Source organism: Streptomyces sp. KM273126, assembly GCF_004337435.2.
Lineage (GTDB): Bacteria > Actinomycetota > Actinomycetes > Streptomycetales > Streptomycetaceae > Streptomyces > Streptomyces acidicola.
Genome location: NZ_SJXB02000001.1, coordinates 5094428 through 5120457, shown reverse-complemented (window position 1 = coordinate 5120457; position 26030 = coordinate 5094428). Strand labels below are relative to the sequence as shown.

Annotated in this window: 22 protein-coding genes and 2 pseudogenes; 12 read left to right on the top strand and 12 right to left on the bottom strand. The window is 69.9% G+C overall.

The genetic code is table 11. From position 1 onward, the window contains the following. Positions 1 to 14 precede the first annotated feature (14 nt). Complete coding sequence (locus tag E0500_RS21855) at positions 15 to 869, bottom strand: NAD(P)H-binding protein (protein WP_165934902.1); 855 nt, start codon at positions 867 to 869, stop codon at positions 15 to 17. Positions 870 to 965: 96 nt separating this feature from the next. Between E0500_RS21855 and E0500_RS21850 the strand changes: the two genes are divergently transcribed. Then, positions 966 to 1820 carry a helix-turn-helix domain-containing protein gene (locus tag E0500_RS21850; protein WP_309505112.1) on the top strand — a complete coding sequence of 285 codons (855 nt, stop codon included), beginning with the start codon at positions 966 to 968 and terminating at the stop codon, positions 1818 to 1820. 243 nt (positions 1821 to 2063) lie between these two features. Next, positions 2064 to 4277: an alpha-N-acetylglucosaminidase gene (locus E0500_RS21845; protein ID WP_131560658.1), complete on the top strand. Its 2214-nt coding sequence runs from the start codon at positions 2064 to 2066 to the stop codon at positions 4275 to 4277. Positions 4278 to 4281: 4 nt separating this feature from the next. Here the strand turns inward: E0500_RS21845 and E0500_RS21840 are convergent, their stop codons facing one another. From E0500_RS21840 to E0500_RS21815, 6 genes are all read right to left on the bottom strand, one after another. Continuing rightward, on the bottom strand, positions 4282 to 5655 hold the full coding sequence (locus tag E0500_RS21840) for an 8-oxoguanine deaminase (protein WP_131560660.1): 1374 nt from the start codon (positions 5653 to 5655) through the stop codon (positions 4282 to 4284). 82 nt (positions 5656 to 5737) lie between these two features. Continuing rightward, positions 5738 to 6664, bottom strand: a complete 927-nt coding sequence (pucL, locus tag E0500_RS21835) for a factor-independent urate hydroxylase (RefSeq protein WP_131560662.1) — start codon at positions 6662 to 6664, stop codon at positions 5738 to 5740. A 2-nt stretch (positions 6665 to 6666) separates the two neighbouring features. Then, positions 6667 to 7068: a hydroxyisourate hydrolase gene (gene uraH / locus E0500_RS21830; RefSeq protein ID WP_131560664.1), complete on the bottom strand. Its 402-nt coding sequence runs from the start codon at positions 7066 to 7068 to the stop codon at positions 6667 to 6669. After that, positions 7065 to 7556 carry a 2-oxo-4-hydroxy-4-carboxy-5-ureidoimidazoline decarboxylase gene (gene uraD / locus E0500_RS21825; RefSeq protein ID WP_131560697.1) on the bottom strand — a complete coding sequence of 164 codons (492 nt, stop codon included), beginning with the start codon at positions 7554 to 7556 and terminating at the stop codon, positions 7065 to 7067. Before uraD ends, uraH begins: the two co-directional genes overlap by 4 nt. 410 nt (positions 7557 to 7966) lie before the next feature. Continuing rightward, positions 7967 to 8947: an amidohydrolase family protein gene (locus E0500_RS21820; protein WP_131560666.1), complete on the bottom strand. Its 981-nt coding sequence runs from the start codon at positions 8945 to 8947 to the stop codon at positions 7967 to 7969. Positions 8948 to 9028: 81 nt separating this feature from the next. Next, the gene (locus tag E0500_RS21815) at positions 9029 to 10675 is read right to left on the bottom strand and encodes an FAD-dependent monooxygenase (protein WP_131560668.1); all 1647 of its coding nucleotides are present in this window, start codon (positions 10673 to 10675) and stop codon (positions 9029 to 9031) included. Between the two features lie 262 nt (positions 10676 to 10937). On the opposite strand from E0500_RS21815, the gene E0500_RS21810 reads away from it, so the two are divergent. After that, on the top strand, positions 10938 to 12197 hold the full coding sequence (locus tag E0500_RS21810) for a cytochrome P450 (protein ID WP_131560670.1): 1260 nt from the start codon (positions 10938 to 10940) through the stop codon (positions 12195 to 12197). Between the two features lie 19 nt (positions 12198 to 12216). Here the strand turns inward: E0500_RS21810 and E0500_RS21805 are convergent, their stop codons facing one another. Both E0500_RS21805 and E0500_RS21800 read right to left on the bottom strand, forming a co-directional pair. Beyond that, positions 12217 to 12621, bottom strand: a complete 405-nt coding sequence (locus E0500_RS21805; protein WP_131560672.1) for a helix-turn-helix domain-containing protein — start codon at positions 12619 to 12621, stop codon at positions 12217 to 12219. After that, positions 12618 to 12878, bottom strand: coding sequence for a hypothetical protein (locus E0500_RS21800; RefSeq protein ID WP_131560674.1), 261 nt, complete (start codon positions 12876 to 12878; stop codon positions 12618 to 12620). The genes E0500_RS21805 and E0500_RS21800 overlap by 4 nt, the downstream gene beginning before the upstream one ends. A gap of 378 nt (positions 12879 to 13256) precedes the next feature. Between E0500_RS21800 and E0500_RS21795 the strand changes: the two genes are divergently transcribed. Both E0500_RS21795 and E0500_RS21790 read left to right on the top strand, forming a co-directional pair. Further along, positions 13257 to 14114 (top strand): TIM barrel protein, encoded by an 858-nt coding sequence (locus tag E0500_RS21795; protein WP_131560676.1) that lies wholly within the window; start codon positions 13257 to 13259, stop codon positions 14112 to 14114. A gap of 32 nt (positions 14115 to 14146) precedes the next feature. Beyond that, a complete protein-coding gene (locus E0500_RS21790) occupies positions 14147 to 15088 on the top strand; it encodes a 2-hydroxy-3-oxopropionate reductase (protein ID WP_131560678.1) in 942 nt (313 codons plus the stop codon). A gap of 475 nt (positions 15089 to 15563) precedes the next feature. On the opposite strand, the gene E0500_RS21785 is transcribed toward E0500_RS21790, so the two are convergent. Next, positions 15564 to 16301 carry a Gfo/Idh/MocA family protein gene (locus E0500_RS21785; RefSeq protein ID WP_131560679.1) on the bottom strand — a complete coding sequence of 246 codons (738 nt, stop codon included), beginning with the start codon at positions 16299 to 16301 and terminating at the stop codon, positions 15564 to 15566. Between the two features lie 99 nt (positions 16302 to 16400). Between E0500_RS21785 and E0500_RS21780 the strand changes: the two genes are divergently transcribed. From E0500_RS21780 to E0500_RS21760, 5 genes are all read left to right on the top strand, one after another. Beyond that, positions 16401 to 17963: an MFS transporter gene (locus E0500_RS21780; RefSeq protein ID WP_258572884.1), complete on the top strand. Its 1563-nt coding sequence runs from the start codon at positions 16401 to 16403 to the stop codon at positions 17961 to 17963. Next, on the top strand, positions 17960 to 18892 hold the full coding sequence (locus E0500_RS21775; RefSeq protein ID WP_131560681.1) for a M56 family metallopeptidase: 933 nt from the start codon (positions 17960 to 17962) through the stop codon (positions 18890 to 18892). The genes E0500_RS21780 and E0500_RS21775 overlap by 4 nt, the downstream gene beginning before the upstream one ends. A 78-nt stretch (positions 18893 to 18970) precedes the next feature. Continuing rightward, a complete protein-coding gene (locus tag E0500_RS21770) occupies positions 18971 to 19444 on the top strand; it encodes a hypothetical protein (RefSeq protein WP_131560683.1) in 474 nt (157 codons plus the stop codon). Then, positions 19444 to 21015, top strand: coding sequence for a multicopper oxidase family protein (locus E0500_RS21765; protein WP_131560685.1), 1572 nt, complete (start codon positions 19444 to 19446; stop codon positions 21013 to 21015). Before E0500_RS21770 ends, E0500_RS21765 begins: the two co-directional genes overlap by 1 nt. 92 nt (positions 21016 to 21107) lie before the next feature. Next, on the top strand, positions 21108 to 21674 hold the full coding sequence (locus E0500_RS21760) for a TetR/AcrR family transcriptional regulator (protein WP_131560687.1): 567 nt from the start codon (positions 21108 to 21110) through the stop codon (positions 21672 to 21674). Positions 21675 to 21746: 72 nt separating this feature from the next. On the opposite strand, the gene gcl is transcribed toward E0500_RS21760, so the two are convergent. Then, positions 21747 to 23486 (bottom strand): glyoxylate carboligase, encoded by a 1740-nt coding sequence (gene gcl / locus E0500_RS21755; RefSeq protein WP_131560689.1) that lies wholly within the window; start codon positions 23484 to 23486, stop codon positions 21747 to 21749. 526 nt (positions 23487 to 24012) lie between these two features. Here gcl and E0500_RS45465 point away from each other — a divergent pair. Next, a complete protein-coding gene (locus E0500_RS45465; protein WP_399120237.1) occupies positions 24013 to 24846 on the top strand; it encodes a hypothetical protein in 834 nt (277 codons plus the stop codon). Between the two features lie 18 nt (positions 24847 to 24864). Here E0500_RS45465 and E0500_RS21745 read toward each other — a convergent pair. Beyond that, positions 24865 to 25588: pseudogene (locus E0500_RS21745) on the bottom strand (AMP-binding protein); the annotation flags it as partial. Here E0500_RS21745 and E0500_RS21740 point away from each other — a divergent pair. Beyond that, positions 25572 to 25841, top strand: a pseudogene (locus E0500_RS21740) (acyl-CoA dehydrogenase); the annotation flags it as partial. The pseudogenes E0500_RS21745 and E0500_RS21740 sit on opposite strands and share 17 nt — an antisense overlap. Between the last annotated feature and the right edge of the window lie 189 nt (positions 25842 to 26030).

Here is a 26030-nt window from a genome sequence, read left to right as displayed (position 1 = left end):
TCTCAAGCACCGCCTCAGGCCGGCCCGAAAGCCTCCCTGTGGTCCTCGGCCCACTCCCGGTACGTCCGTGCCCGCCGCCCCAGCACCTCCGGCACGTCCTCGGTGACGGCCGAGCCGCCGCCCTGGCGGACGAACACGTTCCCTCCCAGGACACCCTCCACATAGGTGTCGCCGAGGCCCACCGCGAGCAGTCGCTCACGCGTCTCCTCCGGGGAGACGTCGTGTGTCCCGACCGGGCGACCGATGACGTCGGCGAGGACGGCGGCCTGGTCCGGGACACTGATCGCCTCGGGACCGGTCAGCGTGTACGTCCGCCCCGCGTGCCGCGACGCGAGCAGCGCTTCCACCGCTACCTCGGACACGTCGCGCGGGTCGACGACGCCCTGAGTCCCGGACCCGGTCATGTTGGGCACGGGGTTGCCGGAGCGGATCGCCTCCGCCCAGCCGAGCGTGTTGGAGGCGAAGGACGAGGGCCTCAGGACCGTCCACTCCAACCCGCTGTCCCGGACGGCCTGTTCACCCTTGGCGTGCCAGGTGCCGACGGGGCCCACCGCCGGGTCGCCGGTGCTGATGGCGGAGAGTTTCACGATGCGGCGTACACCGGCCGCCCGTGCCAGGACGACCAGGGCCGCGTCCGTGTCGGCGTCCCCGGGACCCAGGACACCCACCGCGAAGAGGGCCACGGCTCCCGCCATCGCGGGCTCGACGGTCGCGGGCTCCCGATAGTCGCCGCGCACCACCTCCACCCCGGAGGGCACCCGGGCCCGGGCCGGGTCCCGTGTCAGAGCGCGGACCTTCGCGCCGCGCGCCGCGAGCTGTCGTGTGACTTCGCTGCCGATGGTGCCGGTGGCACCCGTAACCAGGATCATGCTCACCACCGTGGCGGGCCACCGCCCCGGAACGATAGGAAATTCCGGCACGGTTGACGGGCCCGCCCGGGGGTCCCTCGCGCCTACCGTGGACGGATGACCAGCGCAGCGCGTGCGACGGGGGCGGGGACGGAGGCGGGGTGCGAGGGCGGTCCGGCCGGGGAGGTGCCGGTCGTGCCCGGCGTCCTCCGGTCGTGGATCACCACCGTCGACATGACGACGGCCTCGGTTGACGGCGCGCCACGGGCCCCCTTCACCCATGTCCCGGACCCGGTGACGAGGGTCGTGGTGCGGACCGAGCCGAGCGGCCGCCGTGACGTCCTGGTCATCGGCCCCCGTACCCGGGCCTCGTACCACCCGAGCAAGCATCTGGACTCCTGTGTGCAGCTGCGCCTGCGGGCGGGGACGGCACGACCGCTGCTGGGCGTACCGGCGGTCGACCTGGTGGGCAGGGCGATACCGCTCGGCGACCTCCCCTCGGCCCACGCCCGCCGTCTGGCCGCCGGCCTCCTGCCGCTGGAACCGGAGTCGGTCGTCCCCCACCTGGCCGAGGTCCTCCCCGGCCGGCTCGCACCGCCCGACGACTCCCGTGCGGCACTGCTGCGCAGGGCGCTCGCCGCCATGTCCCCGGACCCCGACGACGGTCGTCCGCCGGAGAGCGTAGGGGAGTCGGCGCACGGTCTCGGCGTCAGTGAGCGACAGTTGCGCAACCTGTTCGCCGAGGGCGTCGGTGTCTCACCGAAGCACTACGCCCGCATCGCCCGGGTACGGCACATCCTCACCCGGCGTTCCCCGGCCATGTCCTGGGCGGAACTCGCCGTGTCCACCGGCTACTACGACCAGTCGCACATGACCGCCGACTTCCGCGCTCTGATGGGCGTGCCGCCTGCGTCGTTCTTCACGGGCCGTCTGCCGGCCGTGCAACCGTGCCAGGCGTTCGGCCGGGCCTGACATCCGGATGCGTCCGGCGTCTTACCGACCGGACGTTCCTCTGCTCCTCTGTTGGTGTCCGGATCCGCTGCACTGGCGAGAGCCCCTTCGACCGCGCTCTCGCAGCGCGAGGAGGTTTTCATGAGGTGGCGTGTTGAGCCGTTCAGCCCCTGTTGTCCCCCTTGTGGCCGTGTGTCTGTGCGGGAGGGCTGTTTCGCCGGGTACTCCTCTCGGCGTTCCCCCACCCGCGTCCCCGGAGGCACCATGCCGCTCGCCCGCCGTGCCCTTCTGACCGCTCTCGCCGCCGGTTCGGCCGGGGCCGCCGTCGCCTGTGCCCCGACCGGGGGGACAACGGCGGACGGTGTGCCCGGCGGAGAACCCGGCGGAGCGGACGCGGCGACAGCGGCGGCCCGACGGCTGCTGCCGCGCCACTGGTCGCAGATCACCTTCCGCACCGAGGGTGAGCGCGACACCTTCCGCGTGTCCGGGGACACGGGGCGTATCACCGTCTCCGGCGACACCCCGGCGACCCGGCTGACCGGCCTCAACTGGTACCTGCGGCATGTCGCGTACGCCGACCTCAACTGGGCCGGCGAGCAGACGGGCCTCCTCCCCCGCGACCTCCCGGGCCTCGACGGCACCGTCACCCGCCGCGCGGGCGTCCCGCACCGCTTCGCGCTCAACGACACGAACGACGGCTACACGGGCGCCTACCTCGACTGGGCGTACTGGGAGCGCGAGCTCGACGTCCTGGCCCTGCACGGCTACAACGAGATCCTCGTCTACACGGGCGCGGACGCTCTCTACCACCTGCTGTTCCAGGAGTTCGGGTACGACGACGAGGAGCTGAGGGCGTGGATCCCGGGGCCGGCCCACCAGCCGTGGTGGCTGTTGCAGAACCTCTCCGGCTTCCCGCACCCCGTCTCCCGGCAGCTCCTGGACGCGCGCGCCGCTCTCGGACGCCGGATCGTGGACCGGGTGCGGGAGCTGGGCATGACGCCCGTGCTCCCCGGTTACTTCGGGACGGTCCCGCCCGGTTTCGCCGAGCGCAACCAGGGGGCGCGCACCGTCCCACAGGGCAGGTGGATGGGCCTGGCGCGCCCCGACTGGCTGGACCCCCGCACGGACCACTTCGCCCGGGTGGCGGACGCCTTCTACCGTGTGCAGGGCGAGATGTTCGGCGGCCCGTCGACGCTGTACAAGATGGACCTGCTGCACGAGGGCGGGGACCCCGGTGACGTGCCCGTCGGGGAGGCGGCGAAGGGTGTCGAGCGGGCCCTGCACAAGGCCCGTCCCGGTGCCGTCTGGGTGATCCTCGGCTGGCAGCGCAACCCGCCGCGCGCGATCGTCGACGCCGTCGACAAACGGTACATGCTCGTCGTCGACGGCCTCTCCGACCGCTTCCCCACGGTCACCGACCGTGAGGCCGACTGGGGCGGCACGCCGTACGCCTTCGGTTCGATCTGGAACTTCGGCGGCCACACCGCGCTCGGCGCGAACACCCCCGACTGGGCCGAGCTGTACGAGAAGTGGCGCACGAAGGACGGCAGCAAGCTGCGTGGCACCGCGCTGATGCCGGAGGCCGCGGACAACAACCCGGCCGCGTTCGCCCTGTTCTCCGAACTGCCATGGCGTGAGGGCGAGTTGGACCTGAAGAAGTGGTTCAGCGAATGGGCCCACGCCCGGTACGGCGCCCGTGATCCGCACGCCGAGGCCGCCTGGGACGTTCTGCGCCGCACCGCGTACGGCACCACGCGCGCCGACCGGTGGAGCGAGGCCGCGGACGGCCTGTTCGGCGCCCGGCCGTCACTGAAGACCGTCAGGGCCGCCAGCTGGTCCCCCAAACAACTCCGCTACGACCCGGCCGACTTCGAGCCCGCGCTCACCGAACTGCTCAAGGTGCGCCCGGAGCTGCGGAAGTCCTCGGCGTACCGCCGTGACCTCCTCGACGTGGCCCGCCAGGCCCTCTCCAACCGCAGCCGCGTCCTCCTCCCCGACATCAAGAAGGCGTACGACACCAAGGACGCAGCCCGCCTCGACGCGCTGACCGACGCGTGGCTGTCCCTGATGGACCTCCTCGACCGGCTGCTGGCCACCGACTCCCGTCACCTGCTGGGCCGTTGGGTGGCGGACGCGCGCTCCTGGGGCGCGAACGCCGAGGAACGGGAGCGGCTCGCGTACGACAACCTCTCGCTGCTGACCGTGTGGGGCACCCGCGCGGGCGCGGACGCCGGCCTGCGGGACTACGCCAACCGCGAGTGGGCGGGGCTGGTCGGCGGGCTGTACCGGCTGCGCTGGTCGACGTACTTCACCGAGCTGAAGGCGGCCCTGCGGGAGCGCCGGGAGCCGAGGGAGACCGACTGGTTCGCGCTGGAGGACCGCTGGACCCGTGCCCCGGGCCCGCTCGCGACCCGGCCGGCCGGCGACACGTACGAGCTCGCCACCCTGGTCCGCGACCGGCTCGCGACGCGCTCCTGAGAGGTCAGCCCCGCGCGGCGATGTCGGCGAGGCGCCGTGCCTCCGCCCGGGTGGAGCGGGCGACGGCGTCCTCGTCGACGTGCAGCAGCCGCCCGTTCTCCACGATCTGCTCGCCGCCCACGAAGGACGCGGTGACCGGTGCGGCCGCCCCGAGGACGAGCGCGGCCACCGGGTCGGCGATCGACGCGTGGGCCAGGGTGTCCATCCGCCACAGCACCAGGTCGGCGAGCTTGCCCGGCTCCAGGGAGCCGATCTCCCGTGCGCGGCCGAGGACCTGGGCACCGCCGTACGTGCCGAGCCGCAGGGCCTGACGGGCGTTCAGCGCGGCTTCCCTGTGCGGGCCGAGACGCCCCACGAGCAGGGCGTTGCGGAGCTCGGTGTGCAGTTCGCCGGACTCGTTGGACGCGGTGCCGTCGACACCGAGGCCGACGGGGACGCCGGCCGCCAGCATGTCGGGAACCCTCGCGATACCGGCCGCCAGCCGGGCGTTGGACGAGGGGCAGTGGGCCACACCCGTCCTCGTCCGGGCGAAGGCGGCGATGTCGGAGTCGTTCATGTGGACGCAGTGCGCCATCCACACGTCCTCGCCGAGCCAGCCGGTGGACTCGAAGTAGTCGGTCGGGCCCATGCCGAACAGCTCGTGACAGAACTTCTCCTCCTCCACGGTCTCCGAGCCGTGGGTGTGCAGCCGTACGCCCTTGCGGCGGGCCAGCTCGGCGCCCTCCTTGAGCAGTTCGGTGGTGACGGAGAAGGGCGAGCAGGGGGCGACGGCCACCTGGGTCATGGCGCCGAAGGAAGCGTCGTGGTGCTCGTCGACGGTGGCCTCGGTGGCGGCGAGGGCGCCTTCGAGGGTCTCGACGGCGAAGTCCGGGGGCAGCCCGCCGTCCCTCTCGCCGCGGTCCATCGAGCCCCGGGCGAGGGTGAAGCGGACGCCCGTCTCGCGGGCGGCGCGGATGATGGAGCCCGACAGGTCGCCGGTGCCCCTCGGGAAGACGTAGTGGTGGTCCATCGCGGTGGTGACACCACCCCGGGCCATCATCGCCAGGGAGCCCTGCGCCGCCGCGTACGTCATCCGCTCGTCGATGCGCGCCCAGATCGGGTAGAGCGCGACGAGCCAGTCGAACAGGTTGTGGTCCGTGGCCAGGCCCCGGGTGATCCACTGGTAGAAGTGGTGGTGGGTGTTGACCAGTCCCGGGGTCACCAGGTGGCCGGTGGCGTCGATGCGGCGTACGACGTTCTCCAGGCCCTCCGGGGCCCGGCCCGCGCCGAGTGACTCGATCAGGTTGCCGGCCACGACCACATGGCCCGAGGCGTACTCGGTGTCCTTCGCGTCCACGGTCGCGATCGCCGCGTTCTCGATGACGATGCGCTGAGCCATCGTTGAGTCGTCCTCTTCCTTCCGAGTTCCGTTGTCCCTGTCCGTGTCCGTGTACGTGTCCGTGTCCGTGTCCGTGTCCGTGTCAGAGGCTGGTGAGGTCGGCGGGTATCCGCTCCTCACAGCCGTCCCGCAGGATGGTGGCCTCGATGAGGCCGTACGGGCGGTCGGCGGCGAAGTACACGGCTGAGTCGGCGGTGTCGTTCTTCAGCCCGAACGGCTCCAGGTCCACCAGGAAGTGGTGCTTGTTCGGGAGCGAGAAGCGGACCTCGTCGATCTCGGGCCGGTTCTCGATGATCCGCGCGCCCATGGCGTAGAGGGTCTGCTGCAGCGACAGCGAGTACGTCTCGGCGAACGCCTGGAGCAGGTGCTTCCTGACCTGCTCGTACGACTCGTCCCAGTCCGGTGCCTGCTCCTCGCCGTCCGCCCAGCCGAAGCGCCAGCGGCCGGAGACATCGGTGGCGAGGACACGGTCGTACGCCTCTGGGAGCGTCGTGTACGTGTCCTTGACGTAGCCCCAGAACTCGGAGTTCGTCGAGTTCATCACCGTCAGGTCCTTGAGGCCGGAGACGACCTCCCACCTCGCGCCGTCGTAGGTGATCTGGGCGAGGCGGGTCTCCTGGCCCGTGCGGACGAAGGAGTGCGCGCCCTCGGCACCGTGCTCGATACGGTCCCAGCCGTACTCCTCGATCCGTATGCGGGCCCGGTGGATCGACGGCTGGGAGGTCACGAAGTGGCGGGCGAGGTGGATGCCGAACTGCTCGGCGGACTCGACGCCGTGCTTCTTGGCGAAGGCGTACACCGTGTTCTTGGTGGTGTCCGTCGGCAGGACGTTCGCGTTCGAGCCGGAGTAGTGGACCTCGTCCATGTCGCCGCTCAGCGACACCGACACGTTCAGGTCCCTGATGTGGTGGGTGGCGCCGTCCCGTGTGATCCTCACGACCCGGGTCTCGGCCTTGCCGTACTGGTTCTGTCCCAGCACGGCCCGGGCGGGGCGGGAATTGACTGCCATAGCTAGCTCCCTCGGTAAACGGAGTAGCCGAACGGGTTGAGCAGCAGCGGTACGTGGTAGTGCTCGCCCGGGGTCACGGCGAACGTGACCGTGACCTCCGGGAAGAACGCGCCGCTGTCCCGATTCGCGGGGGCGTCCTGCTGCGCATCGGCTTGCTTCTTCTTGAAGTACGGTTCGACGCCGAAGTCGAGCCGTACATGGGTGGTCCCCTCCGGCAGGGCCGGGAGGTCCTTGCAGCGTCCGTCGGCGTCGGTCGCGGAGCCGCCGAGCGGCTGCCAGGGCGCGTCGCGTCCGGAGCGGGCGGCAAGGTGCACGGCGACGTCCCCGGCGGGACGGCCGACGCTGGTGTCCAGGATGTGCGTGGACACGGAACTCCTCGGCGGGAGCGCGCTGCCGGTGCTCATGCGGGTGCGTCCTCTTCGACGAGTCGGGTGAGCCGGATGCGGTTGATCTTGCCCAGCTCGGTGCGGACGATCTCGCGCTCCCGCTCGGGCGAGTTGCCGATCCGTTCCCTGACCGCGTCGCGCATCTGCTCGCCGGTGCGTCCGGTCGCGCAGATCAGGAAGACGTGACCGAACCTGTCCTGGTAGGCCAGGTTCAGTTCGAGCATCTCGGCCCTGAGCTCCTCGGAGGCGCCGGCCATGCCGCGCTGCTCCCGGGCCGAGGTGGGGTCGCCGGGTTTGGGGCGGCCTATCGGCGGGTGCCCGGCCATCGCTTCCTGAAGGTCCGCGCTGCTCAGTTCAGCCATGGCGGCGTCACTGGCGCGCAGGAGGTCGTCGGCCGTGGCGTACGGCCGCCCCGCGAGCAGCCTGCGCCCCCACTCCGCCGAGGCGCAGGCCTCATGGAGCGCCGCTGTGGCCGTGTGCTCCTCCAGGGCGTTGAAAGTGGCCAGGGCCTGTGTCGGAAGTGGCGTCGTCCGCCCGAAGGGCGGGCCGGGCGGCGTCTGGTGCGTACTCTCGGCGTGCCGGGCGGAAGACCCCGTTGATGGACCGGATGTACTTGGGCTTTCGCCCGGTGCGGCGAGTGGGGGTACCTCCCACGCCCTTGAGGCAGTGGGGGAGCGTGCCAGACGTCGCCCGGCAGGCGCCACTTCCGACACAGGCCCTGGGCCCGGCGTGGAAGAACTCGAAGTCACGGGGCCTCCGTGGCGTGTGTCGCTGGACGGGCTGTGCGAACAGCTAACGCCCTCCGGCGACACGACGTCAACGGATTGTTGAAAAATCGAGGTTACGAAGGCCTCCGGTCATCGAGAGGCCGGGCCGCGGCGCGCTGCTGCGGGCCCGCCGCGGCAGCGACGCGGCATCACGGGTTCAGACCCAGCAGACGCATGGCGTTCTCCCTGTTGATCCCGTGGAGTTGCCGGCCGGAGATGACCGGGTCGTTGTCCAGGGCGGGTGTCGTGATGTCGGTGACCACGTGTCCGGGGGTGGGCGGCCAGTCCGTGCCGAAGAGGATGTGATCTGGATCCACGGTGGCCATCAGGGTGGGTGTGGCCGAGGGGGACATGGGTCCCGCTGTGTCGAAGTAGAACCGGTGCAGGTAGTCACGGACCCGGCCCGGCTCGACTTCGGGGGTGAGATGCCCGCCGAAGAGTTCGAGCCGTGTGGCGATGTAGGGAAGGAAGCCCCCTCCGTGGGGGAGGATGAAGGTGAGATTCGGATAGCGGTCCAGGGTGCCGTTCTTGATGAGGTTGATGGCAGCGCGCGTGGTGTCCACGAGGAAGTCGCAGACGAAGGGAGGCACTCCCGGCAGGCCCGTACCGCGGTCGTTTCCCGCCGGTACTTCCATGGGGTGTGTGCTGATGACCGCGGACCGCTCGTTCAGTTCATTCAGCAGGCGGTCATGCGTTTCGTCGCCGAGATAGACACCGTTCATGCTGGTTCTCGTACTCACTCCGACGGCACCGAGCTCGTCGAGGCCGTATGTCAGGCTCCACGTGGAGAGTTCCAGGTCGTCGAGGAACACGGGTGTGAAGAACCTGAAGCGCGCGGGATGACTCTCGACGACGTCGGCCGCCGCCCGCAGGGCGACTCGCGCGCTTTCCTGGCGTTCCGCGCGCTCCTGGAGCCGGCCGAGCATCGCCACCGTCATGACGGCCGTTCCGATGCCCGCCTTGTCCATGACGTCCAGGGCCGTACTCAGGTCCCAGCGCGTCCACCAGGGCAGCTTTTCGCGTTTGACGACGCCTCGTTCTTCCGCCCAGTCCAGCCAGGCCGGCGCGGTGAAGTGGTGGTGGACGTCCACACGGCCGTCCTGGAACTGAGGGTCTCCCACGAACGTCATCGCCATGTCCTCTTCTCTGCTTCTCGCCTAATTCACCGGACGCCGTGACGTCACGGCGGTGCGGGGGACTTCAGGGAACGCTCAGTCGCGGCAGAGCACCGTGCGCAGCACATTCGTCAGCTCGCGCTCGGCATGCGGCATCCCGGCATGCGCCCGCCAGGCCACACAACCGTCCGGGCGCACGAGCACGGCACCGTCTTCGGCCGTGCCGTGCACCTTTCCCCAGTCGGCACCCGGCTCGGGAACGAGATCGCAGTCACGGCCGCTTCCCACGAGATACGCATCAACGGGAACACCCAGAGTTCCCGATGCTCTTTCTGCCGCGTCCCGCCACGCACGGCCTCTGGGTCCGGAGAGGACCACGAAGGAACGCTCGTACAGATCCAGGGTGGAGATCCTGACGCCTTCTCGCGTGATCCACATATGCGGTGCACGGCTGCCTGGTTCACCGCCGAGCTCGAAGGTTTCCGGCACAACCGACCGCTCCGGGGAAGCACCCACGACGGCATCCGACGCATACCGGTAGCAGAGGGCCACGGTCATGATGTCCGCCGGGTCGTTGTTGCGCCCCTCCTCGGGACTGAATCCCGGGTGCTGCTCCTCAACCGCCTGCAGGCACGCCCGGGCGATGGTCGCGAGGGCCGTAGGACGTCGTTCCTGCTGGTAGGTGTCCAGCAAGGGCCTGCCCGCCCAGCCGCGGAGCACCGCTGCCAGCTTCCAGGCGAGATTGTGCGCGTCCTGAATTCCGGTGTTGGAACCGAACGCCCCGGTGGGCGGCATTTCATGCGCCGAGTCACCGGCAAGGAAAACCCGACCTCTTGCGTAGCTGTCAGCGACACGACTGGAAGCGTGCCAGGGCGCCTTTCCGGTGATTTCCACATCGATATCCGGAACGCCGGCGGCCGCGCGAATGTGCGCGACACAGCGCTCGTCAGTGAAATCCTCCAGGGATTCGCCGCTGTCCGGGTGCCAAGGAACATGGATCACCCAGCGCTCCTCGTTGTCCACCGGCAGCAGAGCACCTTCACCGATTGGATCGGTGATATAGCAGACAACGAACGGTTTTTCCCCGATACAGTCCTTGAGCTTCTTGCTCCGGAACGTGATGCTGACATTGTGGAACAGATCCCCGGGCCCCGACTGGTCGATTCCCAGAAATTTTCGGATGGAGCTCCTGGGCCCGTCGGCGGCCACCAGAAAATCGGCATTCACGGTATGGGTCTCACCGGTGTCCCGGCGCCTCATCCTGGCCTGGACTCCTTCTCGGCCCTGCGTGAAGGAAAGCATCTCGGTGCCGAAGCGGATATCTCCGCCCTGGCGGCGGGCGCGGCTCAGCAGCACCGGTTCGAGATCGTTCTGACTGCACAGGCACCAGTTCGAGGAACTGACCCGCGAAACGTCCGTGCCTGCCGAGATATCCCGAATGATCCAGCGGTGCCGGCTCCCGGCGAGGGTGTCCACCTGAAGAACACCGTCATTTCCGGCGAGCGCGGCGGCGGCCTTCCGAATGCGTGCTTCCAGACCGGCGGTCCGGAAGATCTCCATGGTGCGCACATTGTTTCCACGGCCGCGTGGGTGCATCGATGTCCCGGCATGCCGCTCCACGAGCATGTGCTCAATCCCAAGACGCCCCAGGAAAACGGAGGTGGAAAGGCCCACCAGGGATCCGCCCACGATGAGAACCGGTACAGATGCCGCTGCGCGTCCGCTCACTGATTTCCCATCCATCCGGCGGGGCCCGGTCCGAGACATCACGGACGGTGCCTGTCAATCAGTGTGTATCAACGGGCACTTGCGCACGCGACCGGAGCGCGCCCCGCGATGGGCCGACCGGGTCAACGGAGTGTTTCGCGCAATTCACATGGCGACCCGGCCCGTATGGCCCAGTGACGTTTACTTCACGGCGACGCACGGGAAACCGTGGCACTGACCGTCGGAACGCACCTCTGCGGTCACCACCCCGCCTGCAACTCGATCCCTGGGACCAGCCATGACGGAAGCGCTCGCATCTGAGGAAATGTCGTCCGACGAGGCCGCGGCCGCGGCCTCGTCCTGCGGTCGGGAGTTTCGCGCCAACCCCTATCCCGTCTACGCCACGCTCAGGGCGACAGCACCCGTGTGCCCGCTGTCCCCTCCCCATGGGGTCGAGACCTACCTCATCACCCGGTACGACGACGCCCGTGCCGCTCTGGCCGACCCTCGTCTGAGCAAGGACATGTACGGCGGCATCGACGCCTACCAGCGCATCTTCGGTGACTCGTCGATCGCCCTGGACGACAACATGCTCTTCTCGGACCCGCCGAAGCACACCAGGCTCCGGAGGATCGTCGGCAGCACCTTCACCCCGAAGAGGGTGGAGTCACTGCGTCCACGTGTCCAGGAGATCACTGAGGAACTGCTGGACCGGTGCTCGGCTTCGGGGCCCGTGGATCTGCTGCCGGAGTTCTGCTTCCCGCTGCCACTCGTGGTGATCTGCGAGCTTCTGGGCGTCCCGGAGAACGAACGCAAGCAGGCCCACGCGTGGTCCAGCACCGTCGCTCGGACCGGTTTCGGTCCAGAGGCGAGAAAAGCGCTGGAAGCGGCCGAGGGCAATCTGCGCGACTATCTGGTGGGTCTGATCGCACGGAAGCGGTTGGAGCCGGACGGCGGCCTGCTCAGCGCACTCGTCACAGCGCAGGACCAGGACGGCGCGCTCACCGACCACGAACTGGTCTCCACAGCGTGGGTGTTGCTGTTCGCCGGCCACAAGTCGACCGCGTACCAGATCGGCAACGCCGTCCACCATTTGCTCGCCCAACCGGAACAGAAGCGGCTGGCACTCCAGAGCCCGGGTGCCATGAACTCGGCCATCGAAGAGATCTTCCGGTTCGAGACCTCCGTGGAGAACTCGACGTTCCGCTACGCGAAGGAAGACGTCGTGATCCGTGACACGCTCATCCCCAAGGGTGCGCTCGTCCAGATCTCGATCGCCGCGGCCAACCGTGACCCGGAAGCCTTCACCGATCCGAACCGGATGGACGTCAAGCGCCCGAACGTCCAGGCGGACCATCTGACGTTCGGCGTCGGCCCGCACTACTGCATCGGCGCCCCGCTGGCACGCCTGGAGATGCAGATCGCCCTCACCACGCTCTTCGAGCGGTACCCGGACATGGCTCTGGCCGAGGCACCGGAGGACTCACGCTGGCTGACCGTACCGTTCCCCGCGTTCCGCGGGTTGGCGGAACTTCCCGTCCTCCTCGGCCCGTCCTGATCTGACATGCGGGCGAGCTCTACAACGGCCCCGCTTCGCTCCCGCGCGCCTTGGCCCGTTGCTCGTTGGCGTAGTTGATGTAGTTGTAGACGGTGAAGCGGCTGACGCCGAGCGCGCCGGCCACGGTCTCCACGCCGTGCCGCACCAGGAAGGCGCCGCGCGCCTCCAGAGTCCGGACGACCTGCTGCTTGGCCTTGCGGTCCAACTCGGCCAGGGGCTTGCCCTGCTTGCGCTCCATGGCGGCCAGGATGTGGTCGAGCGATTCGGCGAGCTGCGGCAGCCGTACGGCGACGACGTCTGCGCCCTCCCACGAGAGCACCACGTCATCGGGGCCGGCCTCGCCGGGCGGCAGCATCTCGCCGCCCATGGCGTCGACCAGCGGCTTCACCGCCGCGAGGAAGGGGTCGTCCCCGATGCCGGTCACCTGCCACCCTCCCCGGCCGTGTTGATCACGTTCACCTGCAACGACACACGGGTGGCGCCGGCTTCCAGAGCCTTGCGCAGCACGGTGTCGACAGCGCTGAGCACCGCGTCGGCCCGGCCTTCCGCGGTGTTGCCGAAGGGGCCGACCTCCACGTCATCGAGGGCTGCCGTCTCCATGACCTCACGGGCGACCAGCGCGTGCGCGGGCGGCTCGTCGAGATCGAAGGGCTCGGTCGTGAACTCCACTCTCAGTCGCACTGCGCCCCCATGGCATCGGCTCTGACCTGCGCGTCCCCTCAGTCCTCCGACTGCTGGTGTGCCCCAGTCGCTTCGACACGACCTTAACGAATCCCCCGCGGCGATCAGCAGAGATGCGCAGACCGGCCGTAGGGCATGCCTGCGGACACCGGGTCGGGGCGTTCGCGGAGCGACGCGGATGATGTTCGGCGCGCGACGCGGATGATGTCGAGTGCCTGGTCCGATGTCGGTCAGCCGTCCGGCGGCTGGTACGGCCTTCCGGCGTCCAACTCACCCCGGGCCCGTTGTGTGAGCGCTCTTGACAGCCACCTCCAGCCCCGGGCAGCCTTCCATTGAGCAGAAATATGTTTCCGTAATATGGAAAGAGGCCTCGCGCCGATGTCAGGCTTTGAATGGAGCACCGCCGCAGACCAGCGCTTCACCGTCAACCTGTCGATCCTCTTCACGGAACTCCCGCTCCTGGAGCGCCCCGCGGCCGCCGCCGCGGCCGGCTTCAGCGCGGTCGAGCTGTGGTGGCCCTGGGTCGATGCGCCCACGCCTGAGCGGTCCGAGCTCGACGCCCTGAAGAAGGCGATCGAGGACGCGGGGGTCCAACTCACGGGGCTGAACCTCTATGCGGGGCAGCTGCCCGGGCCGGACCGCGGAGCCCTGTCGATCCCCGGTGAGGAGTCGGAGCGGTTCCGCGCCAACATCGACGTGGCCGCCGGCTTCGCCGCCTCCCTCGGCTGCACGGCGCTCAACGCTCTGTACGGCAACCGCGTCGACGGCGCGGACCCCGCCGAGCAGGACGAACTCGCCCTGGAGCACCTGGTACTCGCGGCCCGTGCCGCCGACCGGATCGGCGCGATCCTGCTGGTCGAGGCCCTCAACAAGCCCGAGTCACCGCGGTACCCACTGGTGTCGGCGCCGGCCGCCGTCGAGGTCGTCGACCAGGTCAACCGGGCGTCGGGCCTCGGCAACGCGCGGTTCCTGATGGACCTCTACCACCTGTCCATGAACGGCGAGGACCTGCCGCAGGTGATCGCCACGTACGCGGACAGGACCGGTCACGTACAGATCGCCGACAACCCCGGCCGCGGCGCACCGGGCACGGGCACGCTCCCGCTTCAGGAGCTGCTCGACCAGCTCCACAAGGCCGGTTACGCGGGCTGGGTGGGCCTGGAGTACAAGCCGGGCGACCGGCCGAGCGCCGAGGCCTTCGAGTGGCTTCCGCGCGAGGCGCGTGCCGCCCGCTGAACACCGCCCCCGTCCCGAGAGGCAGCCTCACCATGACCAACAATCTCGCAGACTCCTCACACCCGGCCCGCGCGGATTCCTCGCACCCGACCCACCCGGCGGTTGCCTGGATCGGCCTCGGCATCATGGGCTCCCCCATGTCCGAGAACCTGATCAAAGCGGGTTACGAGGTCACGGGCTACACGCTGGAGCAGGAGAAGCTGGACCGGCTGGCCGCCGCCGGAGGCACCGTGGCCGGGTCCGTGGCGGAGGCGGTGCGGAACGCCGACGTGATCATCACGATGGTGCCCGCCTCTCCGCAGGTCGAGGCCGTCGCGTACGGACCGGACGGCATCCTGGAGAACGCCAGGCCGGGCGCCCTCCTGATCGACATGTCCTCCATCACCCCGCAGACGTCGATCGACCTGGCCGCGGCCGCCGGGGACAAGGGCATCCGCGTCCTCGACGCCCCCGTGTCCGGCGGTGAGGCCGGTGCGATCGAAGCCGTGCTGTCCATCATGGTCGGCGGTGAGCAGGCCGACTTCGACGCGGCGAAACCGGTCTTCGAGGCGCTCGGCCGGACGATCGTGCTCTGCGGCCCGCACGGCTCGGGCCAGACCGTGAAGGCCGCGAACCAGCTGATCGTCGCCGTGAACATCCAGGCCTGCGCCGAGGCCGTGGTCTTCCTGGAGAAGTCGGGCGTCGACCTCGCGGCGGCGCTCGACGTCCTTGGCGGCGGGCTCGCGGGTTCCACCGTGCTGACACGGAAGAAGGACAACTTCCTGAACCGCGACTTCAAGCCGGGCTTCCGCATCGACCTGCACCACAAGGACATGGGCATCGTGACGGACGCGGCCCGCACCGTGGGCGCCCCCCTCCCCGTCGGCGCCGTGGTCGCCCAGCTCGTCGCCAGTCTTCGCGCCCAGGGCGACGGCGGCCTGGACCACTCGGCCCTGCTGCGCGCCGTGGAGCGCCTCTCCGGCGCACAGGTCTGACGTCGTCCCCCTCCCCGAACTTCCGGGCGGCGCCGCCGCTGACATCTGTCCCGTCGCGCCCAAGCGCCGGCGCCGCCCGGAACCAGCAGCCCGCGCCGGGACGGCCGTCGGCACGCCCGTCGACGTACCCCGTCGGCACGTCCCTGCGTACGCCAGTGAGCGTAGGCCGTCTACGCCACCCTCAAATCAAGCTCTGAAGACGCGCCCGGAGGCTTCACCAGCCCCCGGGCGCGGGCACATTCTCGGCACAGGAGGCCCGCCGGCACGGGGGCGGCGGGCCTTGAAACGGGGGAACGCCCTGGGAAGGGCAACGGGGAAACGCCCGGAAACGGGCAACGGGGGAACCATGAGCAGCGGTGCGACAAAGCGGCTCGCGGTAAGCGAGGTCCCACCGCTGCGGGGTGAGCCCCGCGCCGCCACGGCGGTCGCCGTCGGCGCGGGGCGTTTCCCGGGGCTCCGGCCCGGTGCCTCGGTGTCAGGTGCCCAGCCGGACGGGTGTGCCTTGCTCGCTCGAGTGGCGCAGGGCTTCGATGACCCGGGCCTGGTCGATGGCGTCCGCCCGGGCGAAGGCCGGTTCCGTGCCGTTGCGCATCGTCTCCGAGAGCACCTCGAACTCATGGCGGTACACGGCGCCGTCGTCCTGGAGGGCGAATCGGCCCGTCGGGTCGATGGGCAGGTGCTCGTGGGTGCCGTCGTGGCGGACGAGTTCGATGGTCTTCTCGCGGCACAGCCAGGGGTCGCTGAGGATGATGCGGCCCGCGCTGCCGATGAGTTCGAGTTCGTCGCGACGCGGCAGGTCCACTCCCGCGTCGAACTGCGCCAGCACGCCGCCCGGCAGTCGCATCGTGGCCGAGAACCTCAGGTCGACGCCGTCGGGACCGTCGTCGTGTACGGCTTCCGCGTAGACGCGTTCCGGGGTGCCCGCGAAGAGACGGGTGGCGCTGACGCAGTAGCAGCCGAGGTCGAGCAGGGTACCGCCACCGAGTGAGCGGGAACGGCGGATGTCGCCCTCGGGAACGTTGACGGTGAGCGCGGACCGGATGTGCTTGAGGGTGCCGATGGCGCCGTCGGCGACCAGTTGCCGGGCCAGCGTGGTGCCCGGGTGGTGGCGGTACATGAAGCCCTCGGTACAGACCTGACGACCGGGCACCGCCACCTGCTCCTCGACGGACGCACCGGCGACGGCGTACGGAAAGCCGTCGCCGGCTGTCATGAGTCCCGCAGAGCAGCCCGACTCCCTCACCCGTAACTATACCTTCTGGATGGTACAGTTACTGAGGCGTCCGAGACCTGGACGCCTCGATTCAACGTGATGACGGGACGCGAGGGAAAACAGGTGATGGACGGCGGCGCGAGGCGCTGGTGGCTGCTGGTGACCGTGTCGGTCGGGCTGCTGCTGATCACGCTGGACATGTCGGTGCTGTACACGGCTCTGCCGACACTGACGGAGGATCTCGGAGCGGACGCCTCGCAGAAGCTGTGGATCATCAACGCATACCCGCTGGTCATGGCAGGTCTGCTGCTCGGAGCGGGCACACTGGGTGACCGCGTCGGGCACAAGCGGATGTTCCTCGTCGGGCTCACCCTCTTCGGTGCCGCGTCCTCGGTGGCGGCGTTCGCGTCCACTCCCGCCGTACTGATCGGTGGGCGCGCCCTCCTGGCGGTCGGCGCCGCGGCGATGATGCCCGCGACGCTCTCCCTGATCCGTGTCACGTTCGACGACGAGCGCGAACGCAACGTGGCGATCGGCGTGTGGGGCTCGATGTCCGTGGTGGGATCGGCACTCGGGCCGGTCCTGGGCGGGCTGCTGCTGGAGTACTTCTGGTGGGGATCAGTCTTCCTGATCAACGTGCCCGTGGTGCTGCTCTCGCTGATCGCCGGCGCTCTCCTCGCCCCCGGTGACACCCATCACTCGGACAAGCCCTGGGACTTCGTCGCCTCGTTGCTGGTCATGACGGGCCTGGTCGGCCTGGTCTACGCGGTCAAGGAGATCACCAAGCCGGGCCCGGAGCCGTTGCATGTAGTCCTGGCGCTTCTCGTGTCAGCCGCCGGGTTCACGCTCTTCGTACGCAGGCAGCGCCGCCAGGCCCATCCACTGCTCGACTTTGCCCTGCTGCGGCACCCGCACATCCTGTCCGGCATCGTCGCGGCCGCCTTGGCCATGTTCGGTACCGCCGGCCTTCAGTTGCTCCTCACGCAACGACTGCAACTGGTCGTCGGTCTCGGTCCCCTGCACGCCGGACTGCTGGTGGCAGCCTTCGCCGTCGGCTGTCTGCCCTCCGGTGTCGTCGCGGGGAGTCTGGCCTGGCGCACCGGTCCCCGGCCGCTGATCGTCGGGGGTCTGCTCACCGCGGCTGCGGGCGTCCTCCTGGCTCTGCTGCTCACCCCCGGCGCGGTGCCGTTCCTGCGGATACATCCCGACCACCCGGTCTGGATCGTCCCCGGCCTGATCGTCGCAGGCGTCGGCACGGGTCTGGCCATGACCGCCGCCTCGGCGGCCATCATGGGCAACGCGCCTGCTCACCGCGCCGGCATGGCCGCCTCCGTGGAGGAGGTCTCCTACGAACTCGGCAGCCTCTTCGGTGTCGCCGTCCTGGGCAGCGCTCTGACCTCCCTCTACACGGTCACCGTCCGGCTGCCCGAGGGCACCCCCTCAGCCGCGGAGGACAGCCTCGACCAGGCTCTGAAGACATCGGAGCGTCTCCCCGCGGACCAGGCGGACACCCTGCTGGACGCGGCGCGCACCGCGTTCGACAACGGCTACGTCGCCACCCTGCTCATCATCACTGCCGTCCTGACGATCGGCGGCGCTGTGACCGCCCGTCTGCTCAGCCGCGCTGCCGCTCCTACGAAGCAGACGGAGCCCGTCGCATGACGCTGTGTCTGCTCCTTCTGTCCGCGTTCGCCCTCACGGCATCCGTGTTCGCGCCCCGTGCGCTGACCGCATCGGCCTGGCCCGTACGAGAGCCGGTCGTCGCCCTGTGGGTGTGGCAGTGCCTCGTCGGCACCGTCCTGCTCAGCTGTCTGTCCGCCCTGCTCCTCGGCGCCGCGGCCGTCTTCGAAACAGTCCGCGCCCGTGTCTTCGCCCCCGCGCCGCCGGAAGTCATCAGCGCCTACGACCTGGCAGCCGCACCGCCCTGGGCCGCGGTCCTCACCCTGCTCCTGGCGAGCGGAGCCGCCTGGACCGCCGCCATGCTGGTGCGGCAGGCGACAGACAGTCAGCGCAGCAAGCGGCAGCGTCTCTCCCATCTGCGGGAGCGGGCGCCCGACCTTCCCGACGGGCTCACCGCGGGCGACAGCCGTCTCCTCATTCTCGAAGACTCCTGCCCCGACGCCTGGCTGCTGGCGGGCGGTTCACCCCAGCTGGTCGTCACGACCGGCGCTCTCCGCCGCCTCACCGACCGTCAGCTCGATGCGATCTACGCTCATGAACTCGGCCACGTCCGCGCCCGCCACGACTGGCTGCTGCACCTGTCCACGGCACTGGCGACCGGCTTCCCCCGCGTCCCGCTCTTCACCGGCTTCGCCGATCAAACCCACCGCCTGGTCGAACTCGCCGCCGATGACGCCGCCTCCCGCGACTGCGGCCACCTCACCACCGCACTCGCCCTCATCGAACTCAACCAGCACCGCGGGGTCCTCAGTTGCGACAGCCCGCGGCGCCTGCTGCACGCACGCGTGCAGCGCCTCCTCGAACCGCCGTCCCGGTTCGCCCCGGCCCAGCGAGCCGCCACGGCCGCGGCCGCCGCCTTCACCCTCCTGGTCCCCCTCGCCATCACGGTGGCCCCCGGACTGAACGCCTGACCAGACGGAACAGATGGACCGGACGCGACCGGACCGGACCGGTGTACCACCCGAAAGCCCACATCAGGAAAGATGTTGATGTCCACAGAGACGAATCCCGCCGCCGCGGCCCTCTGGACCACCCAGGTGCTGCGCGCCACCGCGATCCTCGGCCTGCTCGTCACTCTGCTGCAGGGGCTGCTGGCCGGCTTGTTCGTTACCGGAGACGTCGGACTGCTGACCGTGCACAGCGCGGTCGGCAGCGCCATCTCCGTCCTCGCTCTTGTCCAGTTCGCCATCGCGCTCGTCGAACGCCGGGCCCGTAAGCGCCGGGACGAGCCGAACTCCTGGCGCCTGACCCTGCTGTCCGGCCTGTTCCTCGTGCTGGTCCTCGCACAGATAGGCCTCGGTATGTCCCGTGCGGTCGCTCCGCACATGTTCCTCGGGGTGACCGCGGCGGCCCTCGCGATGCTCGTGCTCTTCGTCGTCCTCACCGAGAACGGCTCGACGCCCGCACAGACACCTGCACAGACCCCGGCTCAGCCGCCCGCCGCCACGAAGGAGGCACTGTGATGAGGGCACGCGCACTGAGCCGGCGTGGATTCCTCGGCATGACGGGCGGAACCGCCCTCGCAGCGGTGGCCGGCAGTGCCATCGGCATGCGGTTCACGGGACGGGAGGCAGCAGGCAGCCTGCTCGCCAGCACGGCGCAACTTCCCAAGCCGTACCAGGTCCCGCTCCCCGTGCCCGAGGTCGCCCGGCCGCTGAGCACCACGGCCGGAGTGGACCGGTACGAGATCGTCCAGCGCGTCGCCGACGCGGAGATCCTGCCCGGGCTGCGCACCCGAGTGTGGGGCTACGACGGCCGGTTCCCCGGCCCCACGGTCGTCGGCCGCTCGGGGCGCAAGGTGCTGGTCACCGTGCGCAACGAACTGCCGGTGCCCACCTCCACGCACCTGCACGGCGGTGTGACTCCGCCCGGCTCCGACGGTTATCCGACCGACATCGTCGTACCGAAGGGCTGGCGGCAGCCGTCGGGGCACTCCGGCCACGGCGGGGCGCCCATGCCGGCGGACGTCTGCCAGGTGTCGGACCTGACCAAGGAGTACGACTACCCGATGGACCAGCAGGCGGCGACGCTCTGGTACCACGATCACCGTATGGACTTCAGCGCCCCGCAGGTCTGGCGCGGCCTCGCGGGCTTCTTCCTCGTCCGTGACGACGAGGAAGAGCGGCTGCCCCTGCCGGCCGGTGAGCGCGACCTCCCCCTGATGATCTGCGACCGGGCCTTCGACGAGGACGGCTCCTTCCGCTATCCCTCCCTCGACCCGTCCCTCAAGGGCGAACCCGGCGTCGAGGACGCCTACATGGACGGCGTCATGGGCGATGTCACCCTCGTCAACGGAGCACCCTGGCCGGAGCTGGAAGTGGACGCCGTCCGCTACCGCCTCCGCATACTGAACGCGTCCAACGCCCGCCGCTACCGGCTCGCACTCGAACCGGGCGGACCAATCACCCAGATCGGCAGCGATGCCGGACTGCTCGCCCGCCCCGTGGAACTGGACGCGGTCACCCTGGCGCCCGCGGAACGGGCCGAGGTGGTCGTCGACTTCTCGCGCTGGAAGCCCGGCACCGAGGTGCTCCTCGTCAACACCCTGGCCGACGGAGGGATGAGGGACGTCATACGGTTCCGGGTGGCGCGCAGGGCGCGCGACGAGTCACGGATACCTTCGCGGCTCGTTGGCGTCGAACCGCTCGGCCGGGCGCGCGTGGCGGCCGTCCGCACCTTCGACTTCCGCCTGACCCGCTCCGGAGGCTCGCACGCCTGGACGGTCAACGGACACCGCTTCTCCGTCGACAGGGACCTGGCCGCCCCGAGCCTGGGCACGGTCGAACGGTGGCGGTTCACCAGCGACTTCCACCATCCGGTGCACCTCCACCTGGCCCACTTCCAGGTGGAGGCTCGGGACGGCCGGGCGCCGGACGTGCACGAACGGGGCTGGAAGGACACGGTGGACGTACGGCCCTACGAGACCGTGGACGTGCTGGCCCGCTTCCACGGCTACCGGGGCCGGTACATGGTCCACTGCCACAACCTGGAGCACGAGGACATGGCGATGATGGCGAACTTCCGCGTCGTCTGATCCCGCCTGATCCCGCCTACATCCCGTGATCCCGCCTGGTCCCGCCTGGTCCCGCCTTCGATACTGAACCGTCTGGACGGTATAGTTACGGTATGCGACCGAGTCAGAAGAACGTGATTCTGGATGCAGCGATCCGTGTGACGGAACGGGACGGGATCACCGGCCTCACCCTGGAGTCGGCGGCCGAGGAGGCCGGCGTGACCAAGGGCGGACTGATGTACCACTTCCGCACGCGGGACGATCTGCTGGTGGCCATTCAGAAGCATCTGACCCGGAGGTGGGAGGAACTGCTTGAGGCGGAACTGGGCAAACCGCCGGAGGAAGCGACCGCTCGGGAGGCCATGGTGGCGTACACCCGGGTCGGTGCTGAGGGCGCAGCGAGCAAGGCCGACCTCGCCTTCATGCTCGAGTCGGCGACCAGCCCTGAGCTGGCCGCCGTCTGGGACGATCACATCAGTCGCTGGGCGGCACCTCCCACATCCACCGAACCGCAGGACATCGACTTGCTGGTCGCGCGGCTCGCCGCCGACGGACTGTGGCTGCTGGAGGCCACCAGCGGGATCCAGCTGCCGGCGCCCGTCAAGGAGGCCCTGCGGGCCCGGCTGGCTGAGCTGACCGAAGGGAAGAGCGACAAGAGGGAGAGCGACAACTCCGAGTGACCAGACGCTCTGTCACCCATCAGGCGTTCTCCCTCATCAGGCGTTCTCCTCCATCAGGCGCTCTCCCCTCCATCAGGCACTCTCCTCGAACTCCACGACGTTGCTGATGTCGTTCGTCGTGGACATCGAGATGTTGGTGACGCGCTCCAGGATCGCCTCGACGACGACCGGGACCTGGTGTTCGGCGGCCAGCTTCTTGGCCTGCTCGAAAGCCGAGCGGAGCTCGTTCGGGTCGGTCACGCGGATCGCCTTGCAGCCGAGGCCCTCGGCGACCTTGACGTGGTCGACGCCGTAGACGCCCAGCTCCGGCGAGTTGATGTTCTCGAACTCCAGATTGACCTGGAAGTCGATGTCGAAGGCGCGCTGTGCCTGGCGGATCAGGCCCAGGTAGGCGTTGTTGACCAGGACATGGACGTACGGGATCTTGTGCTGCGCCCCCACGGCCAGCTCCTCCATCATGAACTGGAAGTCGTAGTCACCGGAGAGCGCGACGACGGATGCCTCCGGGTCGGCCTTGGCGACGCCGAGCGCGGCCGGGACGGTCCAGCCGAGGGGGCCCGCCTGGCCGCAGTTGATCCAGTGGCGCGGCCGGTAGACGTGCAGCATCTGGGCGCCGGCGACCTGTGAGAGGCCGATGGTGGTGACGTAACGGGTCTCCGGCCCGAACGCCTTGTTCATCTCCTCGTACACGCGCTGCGGCTTCATGGGGATGTCGTCGAAGTGCGTACGGCGCCGGAGGCGGGCCTTCTTCTCCTGTGCGGCGGCGGCCCAGGCGGACCGGTCGGGCAGCCCACCCGCCGCCCTCAGCTCACCTGCCACCTCGACGAACAGTTCCAGTGCGGCCCTGGCGTCGGAGGTGATGCCGTAGTCGGGGGCGAAGATCCTGCCGATCTGGGTGGGCTCGATGTCGACGTGCACGAACTTCCGGCCGGCCGTGTAGACGTCGATCCTGCCGGTGTGGCGGTTGGCCCAGCGGTTGCCGATGCCGAGGACGAAGTCGGACTCCAGGAAGGTCGCGTTGCCGTAGCGGTGCGAGGTCTGCAGGCCCACCATGCCGGCGTTCAGCTCGTGGTCGTCGGGGATGGCGCCCCAGCCCATGAGGGTGGGGACGACCGGGACGCCGGTCAACTCGGCGAATTCCACCAGCAGTTCGGAGGCGTCGGCGTTGATGACACCGCCACCGGCAACGATGAGCGGCCGTTCGGAGTCGCCCAGCAGGGTGAGGGCCTTCTCGATCTGGGCCCGGGTGGCGGCCGGTTTGTAGACCGGCAGCGGTTCGTACGTGTCCGGGTCGAACTCGATCTCGGTGAGCTGGACGTCGACGGGCAGGTCGACGAGGACGGGCCCGGGGCGGCCTGAGCGCATGAGGTGGAAGGCCTGCTGGAGGACACCGGGGACCTGCGCGGCCTCCAGCACGGTGACGGCCATCTTGGTGACCGGCCTGGCGATGGCCGCGATGTCGACGGCCTGGAAGTCCTCCTTGTGGATCACGGCGGTGGGGGCCTGGCCCGTGACGCAGAGGATCGGGACGGAGTCGCCGGTCGCGGAGTAGAGCCCAGTGATCATGTCGGTGCCGGCCGGTCCGGACGTACCGATACAGACGCCGATGTTGCCGGGGTGGGTGCGGGTGTAGCCCTCCGCCATGTGCGAGGCGCCCTCGACGTGGCGGGCGAGGGTGTGGGTGATCCCGCCGGAGGCCTTGAGTGCCGCGTAGAACGGGTTGATCGCCGCGCCCGGGACACCGAACGCGTCACGGACGCCCTCGCGCTTCAGGATCTCGACTGCCGCGCGGGCAGCGGTCATACGAGCCATGGAGTACTCCTGCTTCGGCTGTCGGACTCGCGCCTCCGTCGCACCCCGCGGAGAACCGTGAGTTTCTTCCTTCGAGCAAGCCCCGTAAGCCTTGCCCACTTTCTCTTTTTCCGTAATACGGAAGAAGCTTTCTGCTATCTGGAATCAAGGTAGGGTGCTGGGTGAGGGCCGTCAAGGGTGACAGCGCTGTGCGAGGCGCGAATCGGGGCCGTCTCTCCGCGCGTTCGGGTGTCGGCGCGGTCCTCGCTGGAGGACGATGGAGGGGTTGGAGGGACTGTTCCGGCGCCGAGTGGGCGCGGTGGTGGGGTGAGTGATGGGCGAGAGCGTCGTGGTGCGGTGCCCGGACTGTCGGCGCGATCACCGGTACGCGGCACCGGCCTATCCGTGCGTGTGCGGTGCGCCCGTCAGTCCACCGCTGAACCGGTTCGCCGTCCCGACCGTCGTCACCCACCGGACCTGGGAGGAGGACTGGGTCTCCGTCCGCTGCGGGACCTGCGGCCGCGACGAGCAGTGGCCGCATCCCGAGCTGGGCTGCCCCTGCGGGACCGTCCTCCGCGTACCCGTCGCGGGCACCCTGCGTCCGGCACGTACGCGAGAGCCGTACGTCAGCGAGGTCGGGGCTCCCTCTGCGGGCTCCGGCCCGGACGACGGTCCCGACTCGGACACCGAGGTCGCCCCGCCGGCCGGCCGTCCCAGCGCGGACCCCGCACCCACGGCCGGTGTGTCCGGCCCGCACACCGACACCGCACCCGCCGCTGACCGGTCCGACGCGCACACCGGTACGGGGCCCACCGCCGACCCCGGCCTCCCGGACTCCGGCCCGGACCGCAGGCCCGCTCGTGCTTCTGCCGACCGGGCCGGCGGTCATCGGGGCGACCCGGGCGACCGGGTTCCCGGCAAAGCGGCCCACTCCCCGCACCCTCACGGGTCGTCATCCTCGGGCACCTCGCCGGGCCCCGGCCGCGTGCCCTCGCCGTCCCGGCCCGCCTTCCAGCCCGTCACGATCCGTACGGCCCGGGATGCCGTGACGGCGGCCGCGCTCTACCTCCGGTGGCTCGGGTACCGGGATGTGCGCCGGGCGGACCAGCGGCCGCCCTCGGGGATCGGGCTGGCCGCGCGGGGCGTGCTCGCCCAGGTGGACCCGACGGTCCGCCCCGCCTCGCTGCGTGACATCGAGTGTCTGTGGCTGACGGCCATGACGGAGTCGGCGGTCTGCGTGTACTTCTCGCTCGCCGGGTTCGCGCCCGAGGCGCGCGGCCGTGCCGACAGTCTCGGTGTCCCGCTCTTCGTCCTCGACCTCACGGGGACGCCCCGGCCGGTGAACGGTCCCGCGCGGGAACTGACCGCGACCGGCGCCTGAACTCCTGTCAGGGGCCCGCTACTCCGCCCGCCCCGCGTACCTCTCCCGCAACTCGACCTTCCGCACCTTCCCCGACACCGTCATCGGAAAGGCCTCCAGCACCTCCAGCCGGCTCGGGATCTTGTAGTGGGCCAACTGGTCGGCGCAGAAGGCCCGGAGCTCTTCCAGGGTGAGCGGGTCGGCCGGGTCGCGCGGGATCACACAGGCGAGCACCTCCTCGCCGTACCGTTCGTGCGGCACGCCCACCACCTGTACGTCGGCGATCTTCGGGTGCGCGTACAGGAACTCCTCGATCTCGCGCGGGTAGACGTTCTCCCCGCCCCGGATGATCATGTCCTTGATGCGGCCGACGATCTCGACGTACCCGTCCTCGCGCATCACGGCCAGGTCCCCCGTGTGCATCCAGCGCCCCGGGTCGACGGCCTCCGCGGTCTTCTCGGGCTCGTCCCAGTAGCCGAGCATCACGCTGTAGCCGCGGGTTCACCTCCACCGGGCAGGGCGAGCCCGCCATGATGCCGGTGCGCAGCGACGACAGGTCGTACGTCGTGAAGTCGGGGAGGCCCAGTTCCGCGATGAACATCGTCGGGACGCCGTACAGCGACGTGCACCGCTCCCGCCGCACCGCGTTCAGGGTGGCCGCCGGGTCGAAGGACGGGGCCGGGATGACGATGCAGGCCCCGTGCGATGTGGCCCCCAGGTTTCCCATGACCATGCCGAAGCAGTGGGCCCGCACCAGCGGGACCCCCGGCGACCGCGGCGGGGCCACGATGTTCCTCGTCGACGCCGCCAACCCGGGCATGAAGATCACCCGGAACATCGACACCCTGGACCAGGGCCTGTTCGGCGGGCACAGCGAGATCGTCCTCGACGCGTGCGAGGTCGACGACGACGCCGTGCTGGGCGAACCGGACCAGGGCTTCGCACACGCGCAGGTACGCCTCGGTCCCGCCCGGATGACCCACTCCAAGCGCTGGCTGGGTACGGCCCGCAGGGCACACTGCAGACTCATCACGGTTGAGTAGGCACCACGGCAAGCGCCGCCGGGGCCCGGCAGGCCACCGGCCGTCGACACGATGAGGGCGCTGGTGCCGCGGCTGGCCCAGGAGGATCCGCGATGGGGCTGCCGACGTATCCAGGGCGAATCACTCCTCTCGGACATTCGACCGGCACCGCGAGATCCTGGG

Coding starts and splice junctions, on each gene's coding strand:
- E0500_RS21855 (WP_165934902.1), bottom strand. CDS start 869: ATGATCCTGGTTACGGGTGCCACCGGCACCATCGGCAGCGAAGTCACA.
- E0500_RS21850 (WP_309505112.1), top strand. CDS start 966: ATGACCAGCGCAGCGCGTGCGACGGGGGCGGGGACGGAGGCGGGGTGC.
- E0500_RS21845 (WP_131560658.1), top strand. CDS start 2,064: ATGCCGCTCGCCCGCCGTGCCCTTCTGACCGCTCTCGCCGCCGGTTCG.
- E0500_RS21840 (WP_131560660.1), bottom strand. CDS start 5,655: ATGGCTCAGCGCATCGTCATCGAGAACGCGGCGATCGCGACCGTGGAC.
- pucL (WP_131560662.1), bottom strand. CDS start 6,664: ATGGCAGTCAATTCCCGCCCCGCCCGGGCCGTGCTGGGACAGAACCAG.
- uraH (WP_131560664.1), bottom strand. CDS start 7,068: ATGAGCACCGGCAGCGCGCTCCCGCCGAGGAGTTCCGTGTCCACGCAC.
- E0500_RS21820 (WP_131560666.1), bottom strand. CDS start 8,947: ATGACGTTCGTGGGAGACCCTCAGTTCCAGGACGGCCGTGTGGACGTC.
- E0500_RS21815 (WP_131560668.1), bottom strand. CDS start 10,675: ATGGATGGGAAATCAGTGAGCGGACGCGCAGCGGCATCTGTACCGGTT.
- E0500_RS21810 (WP_131560670.1), top strand. CDS start 10,938: ATGACGGAAGCGCTCGCATCTGAGGAAATGTCGTCCGACGAGGCCGCG.
- E0500_RS21795 (WP_131560676.1), top strand. CDS start 13,257: ATGTCAGGCTTTGAATGGAGCACCGCCGCAGACCAGCGCTTCACCGTC.
- E0500_RS21790 (WP_131560678.1), top strand. CDS start 14,147: ATGACCAACAATCTCGCAGACTCCTCACACCCGGCCCGCGCGGATTCC.
- E0500_RS21785 (WP_131560679.1), bottom strand. CDS start 16,301: ATGACAGCCGGCGACGGCTTTCCGTACGCCGTCGCCGGTGCGTCCGTC.
- E0500_RS21780 (WP_258572884.1), top strand. CDS start 16,401: ATGACGGGACGCGAGGGAAAACAGGTGATGGACGGCGGCGCGAGGCGC.
- E0500_RS21775 (WP_131560681.1), top strand. CDS start 17,960: ATGACGCTGTGTCTGCTCCTTCTGTCCGCGTTCGCCCTCACGGCATCC.
- E0500_RS21770 (WP_131560683.1), top strand. CDS start 18,971: ATGTCCACAGAGACGAATCCCGCCGCCGCGGCCCTCTGGACCACCCAG.
- E0500_RS21765 (WP_131560685.1), top strand. CDS start 19,444: ATGAGGGCACGCGCACTGAGCCGGCGTGGATTCCTCGGCATGACGGGC.
- E0500_RS21760 (WP_131560687.1), top strand. CDS start 21,108: ATGCGACCGAGTCAGAAGAACGTGATTCTGGATGCAGCGATCCGTGTG.
- gcl (WP_131560689.1), bottom strand. CDS start 23,486: ATGGCTCGTATGACCGCTGCCCGCGCGGCAGTCGAGATCCTGAAGCGC.